At 63.4% G+C, this 19,150-nt stretch carries 17 protein-coding genes and 1 tRNA gene; 9 read left to right on the top strand and 9 right to left on the bottom strand.

Annotated features, from left to right (window positions below; all coding sequences use genetic code 11):
• The first annotated feature begins 196 nt into the window (after positions 1-196).
• Complete coding sequence (pobA, locus tag KW832_RS24035; RefSeq protein ID WP_218301738.1) at positions 197-1,381, top strand: 4-hydroxybenzoate 3-monooxygenase; 1,185 nt, start codon at positions 197-199, stop codon at positions 1,379-1,381.
• An 81-nt stretch (positions 1,382-1,462) separates the two neighbouring features.
• On the opposite strand, the gene purH is transcribed toward pobA, so the two are convergent.
• The 4 genes from purH to KW832_RS24015 all read right to left on the bottom strand — a co-directional run bounded on the left by purH (position 1,463) and on the right by KW832_RS24015 (position 5,161).
• Positions 1,463-3,064, bottom strand: a complete 1,602-nt coding sequence (gene purH / locus KW832_RS24030) for a bifunctional phosphoribosylaminoimidazolecarboxamide formyltransferase/IMP cyclohydrolase (RefSeq protein ID WP_218301737.1) — start codon at positions 3,062-3,064, stop codon at positions 1,463-1,465.
• A gap of 95 nt (positions 3,065-3,159) precedes the next feature.
• Positions 3,160-3,393, bottom strand: coding sequence for a Fis family transcriptional regulator (locus KW832_RS24025; protein ID WP_015015597.1), 234 nt, complete (start codon positions 3,391-3,393; stop codon positions 3,160-3,162).
• Positions 3,390-4,436, bottom strand: coding sequence for a tRNA dihydrouridine synthase DusB (gene dusB, locus KW832_RS24020; protein WP_218301736.1), 1,047 nt, complete (start codon positions 4,434-4,436; stop codon positions 3,390-3,392). The genes KW832_RS24025 and dusB overlap by 4 nt, the downstream gene beginning before the upstream one ends.
• Positions 4,437-4,597: 161 nt before the next feature.
• On the bottom strand, positions 4,598-5,161 hold the full coding sequence (locus tag KW832_RS24015; RefSeq protein ID WP_218301735.1) for a M15 family metallopeptidase: 564 nt from the start codon (positions 5,159-5,161) through the stop codon (positions 4,598-4,600).
• A gap of 165 nt (positions 5,162-5,326) precedes the next feature.
• Between KW832_RS24015 and KW832_RS24010 the strand changes: the two genes are divergently transcribed.
• Positions 5,327-5,797 carry a YqaA family protein gene (locus KW832_RS24010; RefSeq protein WP_176886973.1) on the top strand — a complete coding sequence of 157 codons (471 nt, stop codon included), beginning with the start codon at positions 5,327-5,329 and terminating at the stop codon, positions 5,795-5,797.
• A 22-nt stretch (positions 5,798-5,819) separates the two neighbouring features.
• On the opposite strand, the gene KW832_RS24005 is transcribed toward KW832_RS24010, so the two are convergent.
• The 5 genes from KW832_RS24005 to KW832_RS23985 form a co-directional block, all read right to left on the bottom strand.
• A complete protein-coding gene (locus KW832_RS24005) occupies positions 5,820-7,457 on the bottom strand; it encodes a bifunctional aminoglycoside phosphotransferase/ATP-binding protein (RefSeq protein ID WP_218301734.1) in 1,638 nt (545 codons plus the stop codon).
• 140 nt (positions 7,458-7,597) lie between these two features.
• A complete protein-coding gene (locus KW832_RS24000) occupies positions 7,598-8,839 on the bottom strand; it encodes a diguanylate cyclase (RefSeq protein ID WP_055393383.1) in 1,242 nt (413 codons plus the stop codon).
• A 247-nt stretch (positions 8,840-9,086) separates the two neighbouring features.
• The gene (rarD, locus tag KW832_RS23995; RefSeq protein ID WP_218301733.1) at positions 9,087-9,965 is read right to left on the bottom strand and encodes an EamA family transporter RarD; all 879 of its coding nucleotides are present in this window, start codon (positions 9,963-9,965) and stop codon (positions 9,087-9,089) included.
• A gap of 126 nt (positions 9,966-10,091) precedes the next feature.
• Positions 10,092-11,186: a redox-regulated ATPase YchF gene (ychF, locus tag KW832_RS23990; RefSeq protein ID WP_121421105.1), complete on the bottom strand. Its 1,095-nt coding sequence runs from the start codon at positions 11,184-11,186 to the stop codon at positions 10,092-10,094.
• Between the two features lie 83 nt (positions 11,187-11,269).
• Positions 11,270-12,139, bottom strand: a complete 870-nt coding sequence (locus KW832_RS23985; RefSeq protein WP_218301732.1) for an MOSC N-terminal beta barrel domain-containing protein — start codon at positions 12,137-12,139, stop codon at positions 11,270-11,272.
• Between the two features lie 90 nt (positions 12,140-12,229).
• Between KW832_RS23985 and KW832_RS23980 the strand changes: the two genes are divergently transcribed.
• The 7 genes from KW832_RS23980 to miaB all read left to right on the top strand — a co-directional run bounded on the left by KW832_RS23980 (position 12,230) and on the right by miaB (position 19,136).
• Entirely contained in the window at positions 12,230-13,363 is a 1,134-nt protein-coding gene (locus tag KW832_RS23980) for an FAD-dependent monooxygenase (protein ID WP_218301731.1), read from the top strand.
• Positions 13,364-13,416: 53 nt separating this feature from the next.
• On the top strand, positions 13,417-14,145 hold the full coding sequence (locus KW832_RS23975) for a DsbC family protein (protein ID WP_218301730.1): 729 nt from the start codon (positions 13,417-13,419) through the stop codon (positions 14,143-14,145).
• A 78-nt stretch (positions 14,146-14,223) separates the two neighbouring features.
• Positions 14,224-16,029, top strand: coding sequence for a M61 family metallopeptidase (locus tag KW832_RS23970; protein ID WP_218301729.1), 1,806 nt, complete (start codon positions 14,224-14,226; stop codon positions 16,027-16,029).
• A 115-nt stretch (positions 16,030-16,144) separates the two neighbouring features.
• Positions 16,145-16,924 (top strand): enoyl-CoA hydratase, encoded by a 780-nt coding sequence (locus tag KW832_RS23965; RefSeq protein ID WP_218301728.1) that lies wholly within the window; start codon positions 16,145-16,147, stop codon positions 16,922-16,924.
• Positions 16,925-16,949: 25 nt separating this feature from the next.
• A tRNA-Met gene (locus tag KW832_RS23960) sits at positions 16,950-17,026 on the top strand.
• A 206-nt stretch (positions 17,027-17,232) separates the two neighbouring features.
• On the top strand, positions 17,233-17,685 hold the full coding sequence (locus KW832_RS23955) for a hypothetical protein (protein ID WP_255577930.1): 453 nt from the start codon (positions 17,233-17,235) through the stop codon (positions 17,683-17,685).
• A 107-nt stretch (positions 17,686-17,792) separates the two neighbouring features.
• Positions 17,793-19,136, top strand: a complete 1,344-nt coding sequence (gene miaB / locus KW832_RS23950; protein WP_218301727.1) for a tRNA (N6-isopentenyl adenosine(37)-C2)-methylthiotransferase MiaB — start codon at positions 17,793-17,795, stop codon at positions 19,134-19,136.
• Positions 19,137-19,150 lie beyond the last annotated feature (14 nt).

Here is a 19,150-nt window from a genome sequence, read left to right as displayed (position 1 = left end):
TGCCTGGGGCGCCTGGGGTCGGTCGCCTGGTCGAAGACTGGAGGTGAGCCGAGGCTATGGAAGATGCGCGATGATCGCACATCAGATCCATCAATCGCACGATAGCGGCGTGGGCCGGGCTTCAATTGACATGGATCAACCTACGCTTGGCCCTGTTCCTTTACCGCTTTCTAACGCCTTTGTGAGGTTGTCCACCATGCGTACCCAGGTTGCCATCATCGGCGCAGGCCCCGCCGGTCTGCTGCTCGGCCAGTTGCTCTACAAATCCGGCATTGACGCCGTCATCATCGAACAGCGCAGCCCCGACTACGTGCTGGGCCGCATCCGTGCCGGCGTGCTGGAGCAGGTCAGCATGGACCTGCTGGCCCAGGCCGGTGTCGGGGCCCGTGCCCATGCCGAAGGGCTGCCCCACGATGGCATCGAGCTGCTGTTCAAGGGGCAGCGCCACCGCATCGACCTGCACGAGCTGACCGGCGGCAGCCGCGTCACGGTGTACGGCCAGACCGAAGTGACGCGCGACCTGATGGACGCGCGCGCGGCAGAAGGCTTGACGACCGTGTACGACGCGCAGAACGTGCAAGTGCACGACTTCGAAGGCCAAAGCCCCCGCGTGACCTACCAGAAGGACGGTCAGACGCACGAGCTGGCCTGTGACTTCATCGCAGGCTGCGACGGTTACCACGGCGTGTGTCGCGCCAGCGCCCCGGCCGACCTGCTCAAGACTTACGAACGCGTCTACCCCTTTGGCTGGCTAGGTGTGCTGGCCGATGTGCCGCCCGTCTCGCACGAACTGATTTACGCCAACACCGAGCGCGGCTTTGCGCTGTGCAGCATGCGCAGCGCCACCCGCAGCCGCTACTACGTGCAGGTGCCCAACACCGACAAGATCGAGAACTGGACCATCGACCAGTTCTGGGCCGAGCTGGGCAACCGCCTGGACCCTGAGGCACGTGCCAATCTGGTCACCGGCCCGGCGCTGGAGATGAGCATTGCCCCGCTGCGCAGCTTTGTGGCCGAGCCCATGCGGTTTGGCCGCATGTTCCTGGCGGGCGACGCGGCCCACATCGTGCCGCCCACGGGCGCCAAGGGCCTGAACCTGGCGGCCAGCGACGTGGGTTACCTGTGGACTGCGCTCACCGAGTTCTACACAGAGAAATCCGCCCTGGGCATCGACACCTACTCCGACCGCTGCCTGCGCCGCGTGTGGCGGGCCGAGCGCTTCTCGTGGTGGTTCACCTCGCTGATGCACCGCTTTCCCGAGACCGGCGAATTCGGGCAGAAAATCCAGGAGGCCGAACTGGACTACCTGGTGAACTCACGCGCTGCTTCGGTGTCGCTGGCCGAGAACTATGTCGGACTGCCGATGAATTTCGGCACCTGAACCTCACCTTCATCCTGACAACGGGCATAAAAAAAGCGGCTTCCTTGGAAGCCGCTTTTTGTTGGATGACCGCCGGTCGAATCAATGGCGGAAGTGGCGCACGCCACTGAACACCATGGCTACGCCGCGCTCGTTGGCGGCGTCGATCACTTCGTTGTCGCGCATGGAGCCACCGGGCTGGATCACGCAGGTGGCGCCCGCATCGACCACCACATCGAGGCCGTCGCGGAAGGGGAAGAAGGCGTCGCTGGCCACCACGGTGCCCTGCAGCGTCAGGCCTGCGTGACCCGCCTTGATGCTGGCGATACGGGCCGAGTCCAGGCGGCTCATCTGGCCAGCGCCCACGCCCATGGTCATGCCGCCTTTGCAGAAGACGATGGCATTGCTCTTGACGTACTTGGCGACCTTCCAGGCAAACAGCAGGTCTTCCATCTCTTCGAGCGTGGGCTGCTTCTTCGTCACGACCTTGAGGTCGATGAGCGACAGCTCGTGGTTGTCAGCAGTCTGCAGCAGCAGGCCCGAGCCGATGCGCTTGGCGTCCATGGCGTTGCGGCCGCGTTCCCAGTCGGTCTTGCCACCGTGTGCGGGCAGTGCAATCTTGAGCAGGCGCACATTGGCCTTGGCCTTGAAGATCTCCAGCGCCTCGGCCGTGAAGTCGGGGGCCATCAGCACTTCGACAAACTGCTTGCTCACCTGCTGGGCGGCCGGGCCGTCCACCACGCGGTTGAACGCGATGATGCCGCCGAAAGCGCTGGTGGGGTCGGTCTGGAAGGCCTTGCTGTAGGCGCTCAACGCGTCCAGGCCCACGGCCACGCCACAGGGGTTGGCGTGCTTGACGATCACGCAGGCGGCGGCGTCAAAGCTCTTCACGCATTCCCACGCCGCATCAGCGTCAGCGATGTTGTTGTAACTCAGCTCCTTGCCCTGCAATTGCACGCCGGTGACCAGCGAGCCGGGCGCGGGGTACAGGTCGCGGTACAGCGCGGCTTGCTGGTGGCTGTTTTCACCGTAGCGCAGGTCTTGTACCTTGGTGAAGATGCCGTTGCTCTGGCCGGGGAACTGGGTGCGCGTGGGCACGTAGGTTTCCGACAGTTTTTCTTCTTCGAACGTGACGGACGAGAGGTAGTCGCTGATGGCACCGTCGTACTGGGCGATGCGATTGAACGCAGCCACCGACAGCGAAAAACGCAGCTTGTCGCTCAACTTGCCACCGGCCTTCAGCTCGGCCAGCACGGCCTCGTACTGGTCGGCCGAGGTGATCACGCCGACGTCCTTCCAGTTCTTGGCGGCACTGCGCACCATGGCGGGGCCGCCGATGTCGATGTTCTCGATGGCGTCGGCCAGCGTGCAACCGGCCTTGGCCACGGTGGCTTCAAACGGGTAGAGGTTGACCACCAGCAGGTCGATGGTGTCTATGCCGTGTTCCTTCAACGCTGCCATGTGTTCGGGCAGCTCGCGGCGCGCCAGCAGGCCGCCGTGCACCTTGGGGTGCAGCGTCTTCACGCGGCCGTCCAGCATCTCGGGGAACTGGGTGACCTCAGCCACTTCGGTCACGGGCAGGCCTTTGTCGGCCAGCAGTTTGGCGGTGCCACCGGTGGACAGGAGCTTGATGCCCAGCGCGTGCAGCGCTTGGGCGAATTCGACGATGCCGGTCTTGTCGGAGACGGAGAGAAGTGCGTTCATGGTGTGGGAGGGGAGAGTTTGAATAAAAACAGGCTCTAGCGCTTATCCATCAAGCGCAAACAGCTACAAATTAAATAGCAAATAACACAATGACGTCAGAGCAGCTTGTGCTCGACGAGCTTTTTGCGCAGCGTGTTGCGGTTCAGGCCCAGCCATTCGGCCGCGCGGGACTGGTTGTTGTCGGCTTGCTGCATCACGACTTCCAGCAGCGGCCTTTCGACCACACGCACCAGCATGTCGTACATGCCATCGGGCGTCTCGCCGCCCAGGTCGCGAAAGTAGCCCTGCAGGCTCTCGCGCACGCATTCTTCTATGTGTTTCTTGCTCATGCAGCCAATCCCTCTTGTTCTTCTGGTTCTGCGTCCAAGCCCGTGGCGGCAGGCAGCCGGTCCATCTGTTGCCCGAGGGCATCCAGGTGGTGGGCCACGGCCTGCCACTGCGTGGTGCAGTCTTCGATCGTGTTGATGTGTTGCCTGAAGGCCTCGCCGCCCGGCAGCGCGCGCAGGTACCAGGCAATGTGCTTGCGCGCACTGCGCACCCCGGTCAGCTCGCCATACAGGCTGTAGTGGTCTTGCAGGTGGTCCAGCAGCAGGCGGCGCACCTCGGCCACCAGCGGCGGCGCCAGGTGTTCGCCCGTGGCCAGAAAGTGGCCGATCTCGCGGAAGATCCATGGTCGGCCCTGTGCGGCGCGGCCGATCATGATCGCGTCGGCGCCAGTGGCGGCCAGCACGTCGCGCGCCTTCTCAGGCGAGGTGATGTCGCCGTTGGCCACCACGGGCACTTTCACCGCCGCCTTGACGGCTGCGATGGTGTCGTACTCCGCGTGGCCCTTGTAGCCCTGCTCGCGGGTGCGGCCATGCACGGTCAGCATCTGGATGCCCACGCTTTCAAACTGCCGCGCCAATGCCACGGCGTTCTTGTGCTCCTGGCACCAGCCGGTGCGCATCTTCAGCGTGACAGGCACGTTGAAGGGCGCGCAGGCCTCGACCACGGCAGCGGCAATTTCCACCGCCAGCGCCTCGTTTTGCATCAGGGCGGAGCCCGCCCATTTGTTGCACACCTTCTTGGCCGGACAACCCATGTTGATGTCGATGATCTGCGCGCCGCGTTCCACGTTGTAGACCGCAGCCTCAGCCATCATCGGCGCATCGGTGCCAGCGATCTGCACGGCAATGGGGCCCGGCTCTCCTTCATGGTTGGCCCGGCGCGAGGTCTTGAGACTGTTCCACAAGTCCTTGCGCGAGGTCACCATCTCGCTCACCGCATAGCCCGCACCCAGCGCCTTGCACAGCTGGCGGAACGGCCGGTCGGTGACGCCCGCCATCGGGGCGACGAACAACCGGTTCGCCAAAGGAATGTGGCCGATGTGCATGGGCGGGGTGGGATAGGGAGGCAGCAGCGAATGCTGAAAAAGGAGGCAGGATTGTACCTGCTCAAAATTTCAGCAAATGAAATATCGCGACCGCTGAAAATCGGACGGCTTTGTCACCCTCAGGCGCAGCTGGGGCGAGTACCACCCCGCAGGGAGCAAGGTCATCGCGCGGCGAGGTCAGCGTCCGCGGTGCGCACCGGTGCAGCGCCGCGCAGCGCATAGTGCCACCAGGCGTCGGGGGTGTTTTCAAACTGGTGGCGGGCCATCGTCGCACGCAGCCAGGCGCGGTTGTGCAACACATCGGGCGAGAAGCCCTGGGCGGCCGACTCTGCCCCCGCCAGCGCCGCACCCGCAGGCGTGCCCATGTCCACATCGTGCCCATCGGCCAGTGGCCCGCGCACCACCTTGCTGGCCTTCATGCCGTCCACCACACGCACCTGCACCACCCAGCCGCCACCAGTGGCCGGGCAGGTAGCCTGCAACACCATGCCCTGCGCCTGCAATTCCTGGCCCACCCGCTGCAAGGCGGCACGCGCAGAAGGAGTTTCGCTGCAAGGGCTGGCGACATGCACCTCAGCGGGTTGGAGTTCAGGCACCGCTGCCTGTGGGCTGTGCACACAGGCAGCCATCAGCAGCGCCAGGGCCAGCGGCAGCCAGCGAGAGCCAACAGGCGCGCCAGCCTGAGGGGTGGTGCTGGGGAAGACGTGGGGTTCAAAACGTTGCATGCTGCCTCCTCCTTGGGAATTTTTCGGGGGACGGTGTGGTTACCACGATAAGAAAGGAGCCCCTTGCAGGCCATGCGCAGATGGCGCAGCCCGGCGTAGGACAGCGCCCCTTGGCACCAAAGCACCGGCTGCGCAGCCCTACACTTGGCCCCTATGGAAATCTGGATGCACCAGCTGCTGGAATGGCTTGCGCTGCCGCAGTTCGGCCTGAGCACGGTCTTTGTGGTGGCGTTCATCTCCGCCACGCTGCTGCCTTTGGGCTCGGAGCCTGCGGTGTTCGGCTTGATCAAGATCAACCCTGAACTCTTCTGGCCCGCCATCCTGGTGGCCACGGTTGGCAACACGCTGGGCGGTGGTGTGAGCTGGTGGATGGGCCTGGGCGCTCATAAGGTGGTGGACAAGGCCCGTGGCAATGCCACTGAAGTTCGCGCGCTGAACTGGCTTCGGCGCTTTGGCGCCCCCGCCTGCCTGATGAGCTGGCTGCCCGTGGTGGGCGACCCGCTGTGTGCTGTGGCAGGCTGGCTCAAGCTGCCGTTCTGGCCTTGCCTGGCCTATATGGCTGTGGGCAAATTCTTCCGCTATCTGGTTATGACGAGCGTGTTGCTGTACTTCATGCCAGGGCATCTGGCGATGTAGTGGCCCGCCGAAGCCACCGGGATCAGGGCGGCAATAGACGGTCCCAGTAGACGGGCACCGTGGTGTCCACGTGCAGCGTGATCGCCTCTTCGTGGGACTGCAGCGGGTGGGCGCGGGCCCACTGGGCGTCCAGCACGGCCACGTCCGCCTCTGACGCACCGGCTCCGGCCAGCGCGCGCTGGCGCACACGCTCGCGCAGCACCGGCAAGGGGGCCTCGAACGACAGGATGTGGCAGGGCACTTGCACAGAATCGGCCAGGGCCAGGAAAAGCGCGCGGGCATCGCGGTCCAGCAAGGTGGCATCCACGATCACGGAGTAGCCTGCCACCAGCACCTCGCGTGCCACTTGCGCCAACCGCTGGTGCGTGCGGAATGTAGCCTCGGCGGTGTAGATGCCGCCAGGTACGCCGTCGCTGGAAGCATTGGGCGCCAGGCCGAACAGGCGCTTGCGCTCCACATCCGCCCGCACGCGCACCAATCCACGCTGGCACGCCAGGGTCAGCGCATGGGTGCTCTTGCCCGCCCCCGAAAAGCCATGGGCCAGCCACAACGCAGCAGGGCGCGCCACCGGCCAGCGCGCACGCCGTTGCCCCGCAAAACCCGCCGCCAGTTCCAGATATTCCTCCAGGGCTTGCACAGCTTGCGCACTGCCATCACCGCAGGTTGGATTCAGCCGCAGGGCAGCAACCCGCGCCCGCACCAACGCGCGGTAGGCTCCGTAGTACCGCAAAACGGACAGGCCCGCGTAGTCTCCCGTGTGCTCCAGCCACCGGTTCAAAAACCGCCAGGCCAGATCGGCCCGGCCATGGGCCGCGAGGTCCATCACCACAAAGGCGATATCGGCCACACAGTCGATCCAGCGCAAGGCGGGGTTGAACTCGATGGCATCGAACAGCTGGGCCTCGCCATCGATGAGTGCAATGTTGGCCAGATGCAAATCGCCATGGCATTCGCGCACCCGACCGGCTGCCCGCCGTGCCTCGAATGTGGTGGCCAGGGCCCGCCCCTGGTGCCGGCACCAGCCGACCACCTGCGCTAGCAGGGGGCCCTGACCGGGCAACGCGCTTGCCACGGGTGCGCGCAGAGCCGCCACACAGTCATCCACTGGCGCTTGCACCGCTGCCGCCGTGCCCCAGCTGTCGGTGCTTGCAGCGATGGCGGCTGCGTCGTGGAACTGCGCCACATGGCACGCCAGCTGGTCGATCTGCGCAGGCAACACGCGATGCGCATCCAGTGCAGTGGCGAGCAGTGCGTCCTGGGCAAAACGTCGCATCCACACGACGGGTTCGGCGCCTGGCAGAGCGTCTTTCCACGGCACGACCTGAAGCGTGGTGGGGGCGCCATCCGCCCCAGCAGTCACCTGACCCACCAAACCGACAAGGCCCAAGTACAGGCCCGGCGCCGTGCGGCGATTGATGCGCAGCTCTTCCTCGCAGGCGGCGTGCCGCAGGGCATGGGTACTGAAGTCCAGAAAGTCCAGCTGCAAGGGTTTTTTGAGCTTGTAGGCAAAGTCACCCGCAAGCAGCACCCAGGAGATGTGGGTCTCGATACATTCCACGCGCTCCACAGGGTGGGGAAAAGCCTGCGGTTGTTGCTGCAGCAGACGCACACGCTGCTGGGCGGTGGCGAATTCGGCCGACAGGTCGGTGGATGAGGGCATGGAACGGACGCGGGGGAAAGGCACCAACGCACAAGCGCGAAAGGCAGCCATGCCACCCAACGTGGGGGATGGAAACAGGCGTTCAGTGTGAACACCGAAGGCCGCTTGTCAACCCGGCCAGCGCAAACAACGGCCAGCAGCTACAGGAAAGCGTTGCTGCTGGAGATCGACAAGTCCGACAGCTGCGAATCGCCTTTGGCAACGGGCTCCTCGACCACCACCTGGTTGCGCCCGCCTTCCTTGGCCATGTACATGGCGGTATCGGCCCGCGAGAAGAACTCCAGCACCGACTCGCCCAACACATACTGCGTCACCCCGACCGATACCGTCACCCGGCCCTTGAGCAATCCGGTCCAGGCATGGGTTTCCACCTGCGCGCGAATGCGCTCACAGGTATTGAGCGCAGGCAGCAACGAAGTGCCAGGGAAGATGAGCAGAAACTCTTCACCCCCATACCGGCCAAACACGTCGCCCCCGCGAACGCCCTGCTGCGCGATGCGCGCAAAGGTGCGCAGCACCTCGTCGCCCCCCAGATGCCCCAGCTCATCGTTGATGCGCTTGAAGTGGTCAATGTCCAGCACGGCCAGGCACAACGGGATGCCACTTTCGTCGGCCAGCTGTTTTTGCTCTTCCAGCGCGGCCAACACGTAGCGGCGGTTGAAGCATCCCACCAGCGGATCGCGCTGGGCGTCTTCCTGGATGTTCTTGATCTTGCGGCTTGCATGGTAGAGGCTGCGGTACAGGCGCTGCACCCGGCCCATGAGGGCAATGAAGGCGGGCAAAGAGACCGCCAGAGCCACCCAATGCAATGCCTCCAGGCGCAGCAGGGCGTTGTTCTGCTGCTCCAGGTAGTGCAGCCCCACCACCCCGGCATAGAGGCACAACATGCAGGCCGCCAGTGCCAGCAGGGTGGGCCGTGGCACAGTGAAAATGCCATAGGCCACGGCCACAAAGGTGAATGGCGCCAACAGGATTTGCGTAACGGGCGCCAGGTAGACAATGCCGAGCATGCACGCAAGCGCTGTAGCCACCATGGCCAGCTTCAGGTGCCGATGCCGCACATTCTTGTGCAAGCCCGTGTTGAAAATGCCCCAGAAGGTCGCGCAGACCACCGCCACCAGCACGCCCAACACGGCGAGCACCTGGAGGTCCACCATGCCCAGCGCACAAAACCCCAGCATCGCCAGCGCATAGAGCCCCATCAGCCCTGCGGCCAGCAACCATTTTTCGCGCGCACTGCGCCCACTGCGCGGCCCCATTCCATCCAGCGCGCGACGGGCCGGGCGCACCATGGCTGAAGACGAGTCATCGAACTCCATGACAGCGTCGGACAGGGGAAAGGCGTCCGTCGCCGAAAACGGATTCTTGCGACCAAAAAACATGTGGAGGCAGGCCTGAGCCCGGGTTCGTTCGGGTGATGCTTCACCGAAATGCGCAGGCTGCAGGCACCAACACCCGGCAGACGAGCCCGCGCATCTTACGCAGAACTGACACCCTCGCGCTCCGTGTTTTCCAGTAGCACCTCCAGCGGCGCAGCAAATCTGTGCAATGAATGCGACGCGAGCCCATCGAAAAGACTCCCAGCCCCGGTTCCACGCATGCGGTGCGGGGAGAACACGGCCCTTCTTCTCAGACCACTACAACCCGCCGGCGCGTCCACCAGCCTTCCATGCTGTAGACCAGCAGCGCCGCCCAGATCAAGACAAACCCCACCAGGCGCGCTGGCTCGAACGGTTCATGGAACAACCACACGCCCAGCGCAAACTGCAGGCTGGGCGAGATGTACTGCAGGATGCCCAAGGTGGACATGGGGATCAGGCGCGCACCCGCCGCAAACAGCAGCAGTGGAACTGCCGTCATGGGGCCCGCAAGCAGCAACCAGCCGACGGTGGCGGGCGTGCCCTGCACCAGCGCACCCTGGCCTTGCCACGCCCACCAGCCCAGCACAACGGCGGCCACCGGCGCGAGCACCAGCGTCTCCAGCGCGAGACCCTCCAGTGCGCCCAGCACAGCAACCTTGCGCAACAACCCATAAAAGCCAAAACTCAAGGCCAGCACCAGTGCAATCCAGGGCAGGCGCCCAGCCTGCACCGCCAGCCACAGCACGCCAGCGGCCGCCACGGCCACCGCCATCCATTGGCCCGAGCGAGGCCGCTCACGCAGAAATACAAAGCCCAGCGCGACGTTGACCAGCGGAAGGATGAAATAGCCCAGGCTGGCGTCTACCACGTGCTGGTTTTGCACCGCCCACACATAGGTAAGCCAGTTGCCCGACAGCAGCATCGCAGACAGCACAAATGCCGCCAGCACCTTGGGCTGGCGCAGCACGGTCCCCATCCACGCCCATTGCCTGCGCACCATCAGTACGCCAAATACAAACACCAGCGACCACAGTGTGCGGTGCATCACCACTTCGAGCGAGGGCACGTCTGCCACCTGCTTGAAATACAGGGGGAACAGGCCCCAGGCGATGTAAGCCAGGGCGGCGTAGAGGATTCCAGTGTTCATAGAAATCGATGCTCAGGGGGATGCGTGGCCCCCCTGCCAAACGGTCGTAAAAAATCCCTGCATGCCAGGGGCCCTGCAGGGATTGCGGGCCACCGGGCCATAACCCGATGGCGTTTTCAGTGATTTTTAGACGTTGAACAGGAAGTTCAGCACGTCGCCGTCCTTGACCACGTATTCCTTGCCTTCGGCGCGCATCTTGCCAGCATCCTTGGCGCCCTGCTCACCCTTGTAGGCGATGAAATCGTCAAAGGCAATCGTCTGCGCACGGATGAAGCCGCGCTCGAAGTCACCGTGGATCACGCCGGCCGCCTGGGGTGCCGTGTCACCAATGTGGATGGTCCACGCGCGCACCTCCTTCACACCCGCAGTGAAATAGGTCTGCAGGCCCAGCAGCTTGAAGGCGCCCCGGATCAGGCGTGCGAGGCCGGGCTCGGTCTGGCCCATTTCGGCCAGGAACATGTCACGGTCTTCGTCGCTCATTTCAGCCATCTCGGCTTCCATCTTGGCGCAAATGGCCACCACGGGGGCGTTCTGGCTGGCGGCGTAGTCCTTGAGGCGGTCGAGGAAAGGGTTGTTCTCAAAGCCGTCTTCGCTCACGTTGCCCACGAACATCGCGGGCTTGGCTGTGATCAGGCACAAGGACTTGAGCAGCGGCTGCTCTTCCTTGGTGATCTCGACCGAGCGGGCGGGCTTGCCTTCATTGAGCGCAGCCTGGATGCGCGTGAGCAGCGCCACCAGCTTGGCGGCATCCTTGTCGTTGCCCGACTTGGCAGCCTTGGTGTAGCGATTGAGCGCCTTTTCGACGGTGCCCATGTCGGCCAGGCACAGCTCGGTCTGGATCACCTCGATGTCCGAGATCGGGTCCACACGGCCAGCCACGTGGATCACGTTGTCGTCTTCAAAGCAGCGCACCACGTTCACGATGGCGTCGGTTTCTCGGATGTGGGCCAGGAACTGGTTGCCCAGGCCTTCACCCTGACTGGCACCGGCCACCAAACCAGCGATGTCCACAAACTCGACAATGGCGGGCACGATGCGCTCGGGCGAGATGATCTGGGCGAGCTGCTGCAGGCGGGGGTCAGGCACTTCCACCACGCCCACGTTGGGCTCAATGGTGCAGAACGGATAGTTTTCGGCGGCGATGCCGGCCTTGGTCAGCGCGTTGAAAAGGGTGGACTTGCCGACGTTGGGCAAGCCCACGATGCCGCATTGGAGGCTCATGGCAGGGCTTTCTGGATTTCGGAGACAAACCGCCGATTTTACGGGCCAGCCAGCTATCACCCTTTCACGCCATGTTCACACCGTCAGTCGAAGCGCAGATTGGCCGCCACCCGCTGACCCACGCGCAGCATCTGGCCCGCCCCCTGGCGCACGATGGCATTCATTCCGAACGTGATGGCGCCATCGAGCCGTTGGTCCTTCCGATAGGTCCGCAGGGTGTCCCCCACCGATGGGTTGCTTTCGGCTGTCGCGGGGTCGATGTCAGGAATGGGGCACCGCGAACAGGGTTTGACGGGCTGCAGGTGGATTTCACCCTCTCGCGCATCCACACGCACCAGATCCACTCGGTCCTCGTCGTGTGCGTCCACCCCGGCCAGGACCACATTGGGCCGAAACCGCTCGATCCCCGCGGCGGCATGGCCTGCAGCCTGAAGTCGCAGGTTCAGCTCATCCATCGATGCCTGGCTGGCGAGCAACAAGGGAAAACCATCGGAAAACTGGTTCGGCGCCTCGACACCGCCCGTCCACTCCATGCTGGACAAGCGGCGGTATTCCGGATCAAAACGGACAAGGCGGCAGGGCTGGCCGAGGAAATCCGTAAACCACTGCGCCGCCACGGCGCCCATGTCCCAGGCGGGCACCGTGTCGCGCCACACGGTCACCGTGGCGGGCGCCTCGACCGCATCGATGGCCACATGCAAGGCCAGCATGCCAGGCGCACGCAGCACCATCTCATCGCCTTTGAGCTGCGGGCGAATCAGCGCCATGCGCGGCAGCGTGCGCTGGGTTACAAACATGCCCTCAGCGTCTACCACCATCCAGGCACGGTCCAGATCGAGCCCCGTATCGGTGAGCACGGCCTGCTGCACTTCAATGCCGGCACACGACTTGACGGGATAGACAAACAGGCGCGCGATGGTGCCCGACAGATCGGAATCAGGGTGGAAACTCACGCGAAGGTGCTCCTCAAAAATGACCGGTTGGACAGCGAGCCCGATTTTGCACCGCGCCCAAGGGCCCAGGCCCGCTCCTACAATGCCGCCATGGCCCAAACCTTTGATATCTGTATTCGCGGCACCGGCATTGTGGGCAAGACGCTGGCACTGCTGCTGGCCCGCGAACGGCTGAAAGTGGCCCTGCTACCTGCCCCCGGCCCGAAGGCCCCCGCAACCGCCGATGTGCGGGCCTATGCGTTGAACGCAGCATCGCGCAAACTGCTGGATTCTCTTCGCAGCTGGCCCGATGCAGAGCACGCCACAGCCGTGCGATCCATGCAGGTACAGGGAGACCGGGATGGCGCCGTGCATTTTGATGCGGCCACCCAAGGGGTGGAAGCCCTGGCCTGGATCGTTGACGTGCCCGCCCTGGAAGCCCGCCTCGCCGAAGCTCTGCGCTACCAGCCCCAGGTGGAAATGGTCGATGCCCCCGTGCCGGCGGCACTGACCGTGGTGTGCGAGGGCCGCGCCAGCAGCACGCGCGAAGAGTTTGGTGTGGGTTTTCAGGTGACGCCGTATGGGCAACACGCCATCGCCACCCGATTGCAGTGTGAACGCGCCCACGAACAGGTAGCACGGCAATGGTTTTTGCCCGACGGCATCCTGGCTTTTTTGCCTTTGGGCGGGCCGCAGGGGAACTCCGTGGCGGTTGTCTGGTCCGTCTTGCAGGAACAGGTCGCGCCGCTGATGGCCTTGTCCCCTGAAGAATTCGCGCAGAAGCTCCAGATGGCCAGCCAGGAATCCCTGGGGTCGCTGACGCTCAGTGCGGAACGAGCAGCCTGGCCCCTGCAGCTTGCAAAAGCAGACCGCTGGTGTGGCAGCTTGCCATCCACCGGAAAAAACCCGCGCAGCTGGGTGCTGGCTGGTGACGCGGCGCACAACGTGCATCCGCTCGCAGGCCAGGGGTTGAACCTGGGACTGGCAGACGCCCAAGCCCTGGCCAGCGCACTGCATGGGCGCGACTACTGGCGCAGTGTGGCTGATGTACGTTTGCTGCGGGGCTACGAGCGCGAGCGCAAGGCAGCCCTGCTGCCGATGGGATTGGCGACGGATGGCCTGCAACAACTCTTCTCCCGCCAGGAAGGGCCGCTGCAGGCGCTGCGCAACTGGGGAATGAAGGGCTTTGAACTGAGCGGCCCGCTGAAGCACTTCGTGGCCCGCCAGGCCATGGGAAATTACTGACCACACCGGTGGCCGCCCTCTGGAAGCCACCAGACCGTTTTAACGAGAACACCATGAAACTGATTCCCACCCTGCTCGCTGCCGCCGCGCTGGCCTCCGGCTTTGCCGCCGCCGCACAAGAAGCGGACATCCGCAAGGCGCTCGCCGAACGCATTCCCCAAATGGACAAGATTGACGAGGTGCGCCCCACCCCCATGAAAGGCCTCTACGAGGTACGCATCGGGACGGACCTTTTCTACACGGACGCCAAGGGCAACTATGTGATCCAGGGTGAACTGATCGATACGAAAGTGCGCCGAAATCTGACCGAAGACCGCATTGCAAAGCTCACAGCCGTCGAGTTCTCGGCACTGCCCCTCAAAGACGCCTTCACCATTGTGCGCGGCGACGGGAAACGCAAGTTGGCCGTTTTTGAGGACCCCAACTGCGGCTACTGCAAGCGTTTTGAACGCGACCTGCAGAACGTGGACAACGTGACGGTGTACCTGTTCCTGTACCCCATCCTCAGCCCCGACTCTGCGGAAAAATCGCGCAACATCTGGTGCTCCAAAGACCAGGTGACGGCCTGGCAGGATCTCATGGTGCGGGACAAGCCTGTGCCTGCAGCGAGTTGCGATACCAGCGCCTTGCAGCGCAACCTGGCATTTGGCCGCAAGCACAAGATCACAGGAACGCCTACGCTGATTTTTGCCAACGGCGCCCGCGTGCCGGGAGCCATCGGCGCCAAGGAAGTGGAAAAGCGCCTGGCCGAGGCCAGCAGCGAAACCCCTGCCGCCAACTAATACGCGTTTTGCATGCGCGCAGGCCCCGCTCCCACGGGCCGCGCCATCTGACCACAAGGCCCGAACCTGCAGTTGCCCATGCCCTCAACCCGCAAGCCAGAATCCGCCGCCATTCACTACCACGTTGAGCCAGCGGACCTGCACGGTCATCTGTTTCGCATTGCACTGACGATTCCCCACCCTTCGGCGCAGCAAGAGGTCTCGCTGCCGATCTGGATTCCGGGGAGCTATCTGGTGCGGGAGTTCTCCAAAAATCTGCAAGAGCTCAAAGCCCATCAGGGCACGCGGGAAGTGAAGCTCACGCAACTGGACAAGCATCGGTGGCAAGCTGAATGCAGCCCCAACAAGCCCCTTGTGCTGTCCTACGCCGTCTGCGCCTACGACACCTCGGTGCGCACGGCCTGGCTGGACGCATCGCGCGGGTTTTTCAACGGCACCAGCCTGTGCCTGCGCGTGCAGGGCCAGGAAACGCAGCGCCACACGCTCGATATTGCCAGCACGCCTGCTACGGCCACCTGGTCAGTGGCCACCGGGCTGTCCCCCGTCAAGACAGACAAGAAGGGTTTTGGTCTCTACGCTGCGGCGAACTACGACGAGCTGGTTGACTGCCCGGTGGAAATGGGCCTCTTCTGGACCGGCCGCTTCACGGCCTGCGGCGTTCCGCACCGCTTTGTGGTGGCTGGTGCAGCGCCTTCTTTTGACGGCAAGCGCCTGCTGGCAGACACCCAGAAGATTTGCGAGACTGCAATCCGCTTCTGGCATGGTGAAGGCAAGGCGCCTTTCAAGAGCTACCTGTTCATGCTCAACGCCGTGGGCGACGGCTACGGAGGGTTGGAGCACCGCAACTCCACCGCGCTCATCTGTGGCCGGCGCGACCTGCCACGGGTCGATGAGGCCCGCACTGGTGATGGATACACCACACTGCTGGGCCTGATCAGTCACGAGTACTTCCACGCGTGGAACGTCAAGCGGCTGCGCCCCGCCGATTTTGCCCAATACGACTACACCCGCGAAAACTACACGGAGCTGCTGTGGTTTTTCGAGGGCTTTACCAGTTACTACGACGATTTGCTGCTGCGCCGAGCAGGGTTGATTGACGATGCTGCGTACCTAAAGCTCATCACCAAAACCATCAACCAGGTGCTCCAGACACCAGGCAGGGCCGTGCAGACCGTAGCGCAAGCCAGCTTTGACGCCTGGGTCAAGTACTACCGCCAGGACGAAAACACCCCCAACGCGACGGTCAGCTACTACACCAAAGGCTCGCTGGTGGCCCTGTGCCTGGACCTGGCCCTACGCCGCGAAGGCAAGACCAGCCTGGATGAGGTCATGCGCACGCTGTGGCTGCGGTGCCAGGGCGGCCCGATGTCGCAAGACGATTTGCTGGCAGTATTGAAAGAGCTGTCCGATCGGCCCTTCGACACAGAAGTGGCGCGGTGGGTGCATAGCACCGCAGAACTGCCGCTGGCAGAGTTGCTGGAAGCCAACGGCGTTTTGCTCAAGGCGGAGACCCCCCAATGGGCGCAGCGGCTGGGGCTGCGGGTGGGAGAAAACCACAGCGTGCAAATCAAGACCGTGCTGCGAGGTGGCCCTGCGGAAAAGGCGGGCATGGCGGCTGGCGATGAGTGGCTGGGCATCGATGTGAAAGGCCAGGGGTGGCGCATCAGCAAGCTGGAAGATGTGGCGTTCTATGCTGGCACCGAGACATCCTTGACGGCCCTGGTGGCGCGGGACGGCCGACTGCTGCGATTGCCGCTCGAACTGTCGGCCCGCAGTGCGTCCACACCCCCCAAGAAGACCTCCCGCACCACCCCCGCCACGGTGCCAGATACGGTGAGCCTGTCGATTGCCAACGCTGGCACCCTGGGACGCTGGTTGAACTGAGCCAGGGACATGACACCGGATTGGTACGGTGTTCTACCTACCAGCGCATAGGTTCGGGCATGCTTGGGTATATTCGTTCGTGCTTTCATAACTACCTATAAACCCAGGAGATTTCATGTCTTACGAAACTATCGAGGTTCGCATTGAGGCGGACAAGGTTGGTATCGTCACGCTCAACCGGCCCAAGCAGCTCAACGCGCTGAACGACCAGCTCATGGATGAGCTGGGCTCGGCACTGAAGGCCTTTGATGCGGACGAAAAAATCGGCTGCATCATCGTCACAGGCAGTGAAAAGGCGTTTGCCGCAGGCGCCGACATTGGCGCCATGGCGAAATACAGTTTCGCAGACACTTACAAGGGCGACTACATCACCCGCAACTGGGAAGCGATCCGCTCCATCCGCAAGCCCGTCATTGCCGCTGTCAGCGGTTTTGCGCTGGGCGGTGGCTGCGAGTTGGCCATGATGTGCGATTTCATCATCGCCGCTGAAAACGCCAAATTCGGCCAACCCGAAATCAAACTGGGCGTGATCCCCGGCGCAGGCGGTACGCAGCGTCTGCCGCGCGCAGTGGGCAAATCCAAGGCGATGGACATGGCCCTGACCGGTCGCATGATGGACGCGGTGGAAGCCGAACGTTCCGGCCTGGTCAGCCGCGTGGTGCCCTACGACAAGCTCATGGCCGAAGCACTGGGTGCCGCCATCATCATTGCAGGCTTCTCCCAGATCGCCGTGATGGCGGCCAAGGAGTCGGTCAACCGCGCCTTCGAAGGCAGTCTGTCGGACGGTGTGATGTTCGAGCGCCGCCTCTTCCACGCCCTGTTCTCCACCCAGGACCAAAAGGAAGGCATGGACGCTTTCATGAACAAGCGCACCGCGAACTTCACACACCAATAATTTTTGTTCTATAATCTTGGACTGCGGTCGTATAGCTCAGTTGGTTAGAGCGCAGCATTCATAATGCTGATGTCGGTGGTTCAAGTCCACCTACGACCACCAAATCCAACCCACAGTGCATGCGCACTGTGGGTTTTTTATTGGGCAGCCGCACGCAAAAATCATAGCTGCCGACGCTTGGTACCATTGATTTTTAATGGGAAACCGCTGGAAATCCTTTAAAACCAAGCGCGAGCAGCTATTATTTTTGAGAACTGCGGGATTGGCCCCGCTTTTAGAATCGCTGTTTCAGCCCCTGGATGTAAACCATGAACCGCTGCACCACGACTTCCTCTCCTGCTTTCTCCCTCACTTCGCAGACGGCCCCCGCGCGAAAGCTCATCGCGGCTGTGGCCTGCGCCCTGCTCTGCGGCACCTTGCCGGTGTCCGCCCAGGTACAGCCCGGGCTTGGCGGCATGCGGACCTTTCCCGATGCGGCCCAGCGCGGCACCCTGACCCTCAACACGGCATCGGAGGCCACGCTCAATGGCCGCACCATCCGCCTGGCGCCCGGCATGCGCCTGCTAAGCCCTCAGAACACGCTGGTCATGATGCACACGGTGCTGGGGCAGAGCTACAAGGTGAACTACGTGATCGAAAACAGCACCGGCATGCTGATCACCGCCTGGATCCTGACCCAGGGCGAAGCCGAGCAGCCACGCAAGGGCAGCGACACGGTCGAGCGCAACTACCGCACCGAGTACGACGCCATCCGCAAGTGATGCGTTGACCCATCAGCCGCGTCCTGTGTCCCTGCGCGGTCCTCGAATGTTTGCGGTGCGCTGCGGTGCTCCGCCCTTTTTTCTTTCTGATTGCAAGAGAGCCTGCCATGGCCAAAAAAGTCTTCATCAAAACCTTCGGCTGCCAGATGAACGAGTACGACTCGGACAAGATGGCCGACGTGCTCAATGCCGCCCAGGGCTACGAGCCCACGCAGAACGTGGACGAAGCCGACCTCATCCTCTTCAACACCTGCTCCGTGCGCGAGAAAGCGCAGGAGAAAGTCTTCAGCGACTTGGGCCGCATCAAGCACCTGAAGGCACGCGGCGTGAAGATTGGCGTGGGCGGCTGCGTGGCCAGCCAGGAAGGCGCCGAGATCATCAAGCGCGCCCCCTATGTGGACGTGGTGTTTGGACCCCAAACCCTGCACCGCCTGCCCGAGATGCTGAACCAGCGCGAGCGCCTGGACAAGCCGCAGGTGGACATCAGTTTTCCTGAGATCGAGAAGTTCGACCACCTGCCGCCCGCGCGCGTGGAGGGCGCCTCGGCCTTTGTGTCGATCATGGAAGGCTGCAGCAAATACTGCAGCTACTGCGTGGTTCCGTACACCCGGGGCGAAGAGGTGAGCCGCCCGTTTGACGACGTGCTGGTGGAAGTGGCAGGGCTGGCCGACCAGGGCGTGAAGGAAATCACCCTGCTGGGCCAGAACGTGAACGCCTACCTGGGCAAGATGGGGGGCACGGCCGAGATTGCCGACTTTGCCCTGCTGCTCGAATACGTGTCCGACATCCCGGGCATCGAGCGCATCCGCTACACCACCAGTCACCCCAATGAGTTCACCCCTCGGCTGATCGAGGCCTATGCCAAGCTGCCCAAGCTGGCCAGCCACTTGCACCTGCCTGTGCAGCACGGCAGCGACCGCATCCTGATGGCCATGAAGCGCGGCTACACCGCCATGGAATACAAGAGCACGGTGCGCAAGCTGCGCGCCATCCGACCTGACCTGGCCATGAGCAGCGACTTCATCGTGGGCTTCCCCGGCGAGACCGAAGACGACTTCAACAAGATGATGAAGTTGATTGACGACATCCACTTTGACAACAGCTTCAGCTTCATCTTCAGCCCCCGCCCCGGCACCCCAGCGGCTGGCCTGCACGACGACACGCCGCACGACGTAAAGCTGCGCCGCCTGCAGCACCTGCAAGGCGCCATCAACGCCAACATCAAGTCCATCAGCGAGAGCCGCGTGGGCACGGTGCAGCGCATCCTGGTGGAAGGCGCTTCCAAGCGCGATACCACCGAGCTGATGGGCCGTACCGAATGCAACCGCGTGGTGAACTTTGTGGGTCAGTCACGCCTGGTAGGCCAGATGGTGGATGTCACCATCACCGAAGCCAAGGCCTACACGCTGCGCGGCGAAGTGCTCACCCGCGAGGCGGCAGTCGCAGCCTGACGCGCACCCGGCGC

Origin of the sequence: Acidovorax sp. sif0632 (genome assembly GCF_019218805.1) — a bacterium.
GTDB classification, from domain to species: Bacteria; Pseudomonadota; Gammaproteobacteria; order Burkholderiales; family Burkholderiaceae_C; genus Acidovorax; species Acidovorax facilis.
Note: the sequence above shows the minus strand (reverse complement) of the source record. Positions and strands in the feature narration are given on the sequence as shown.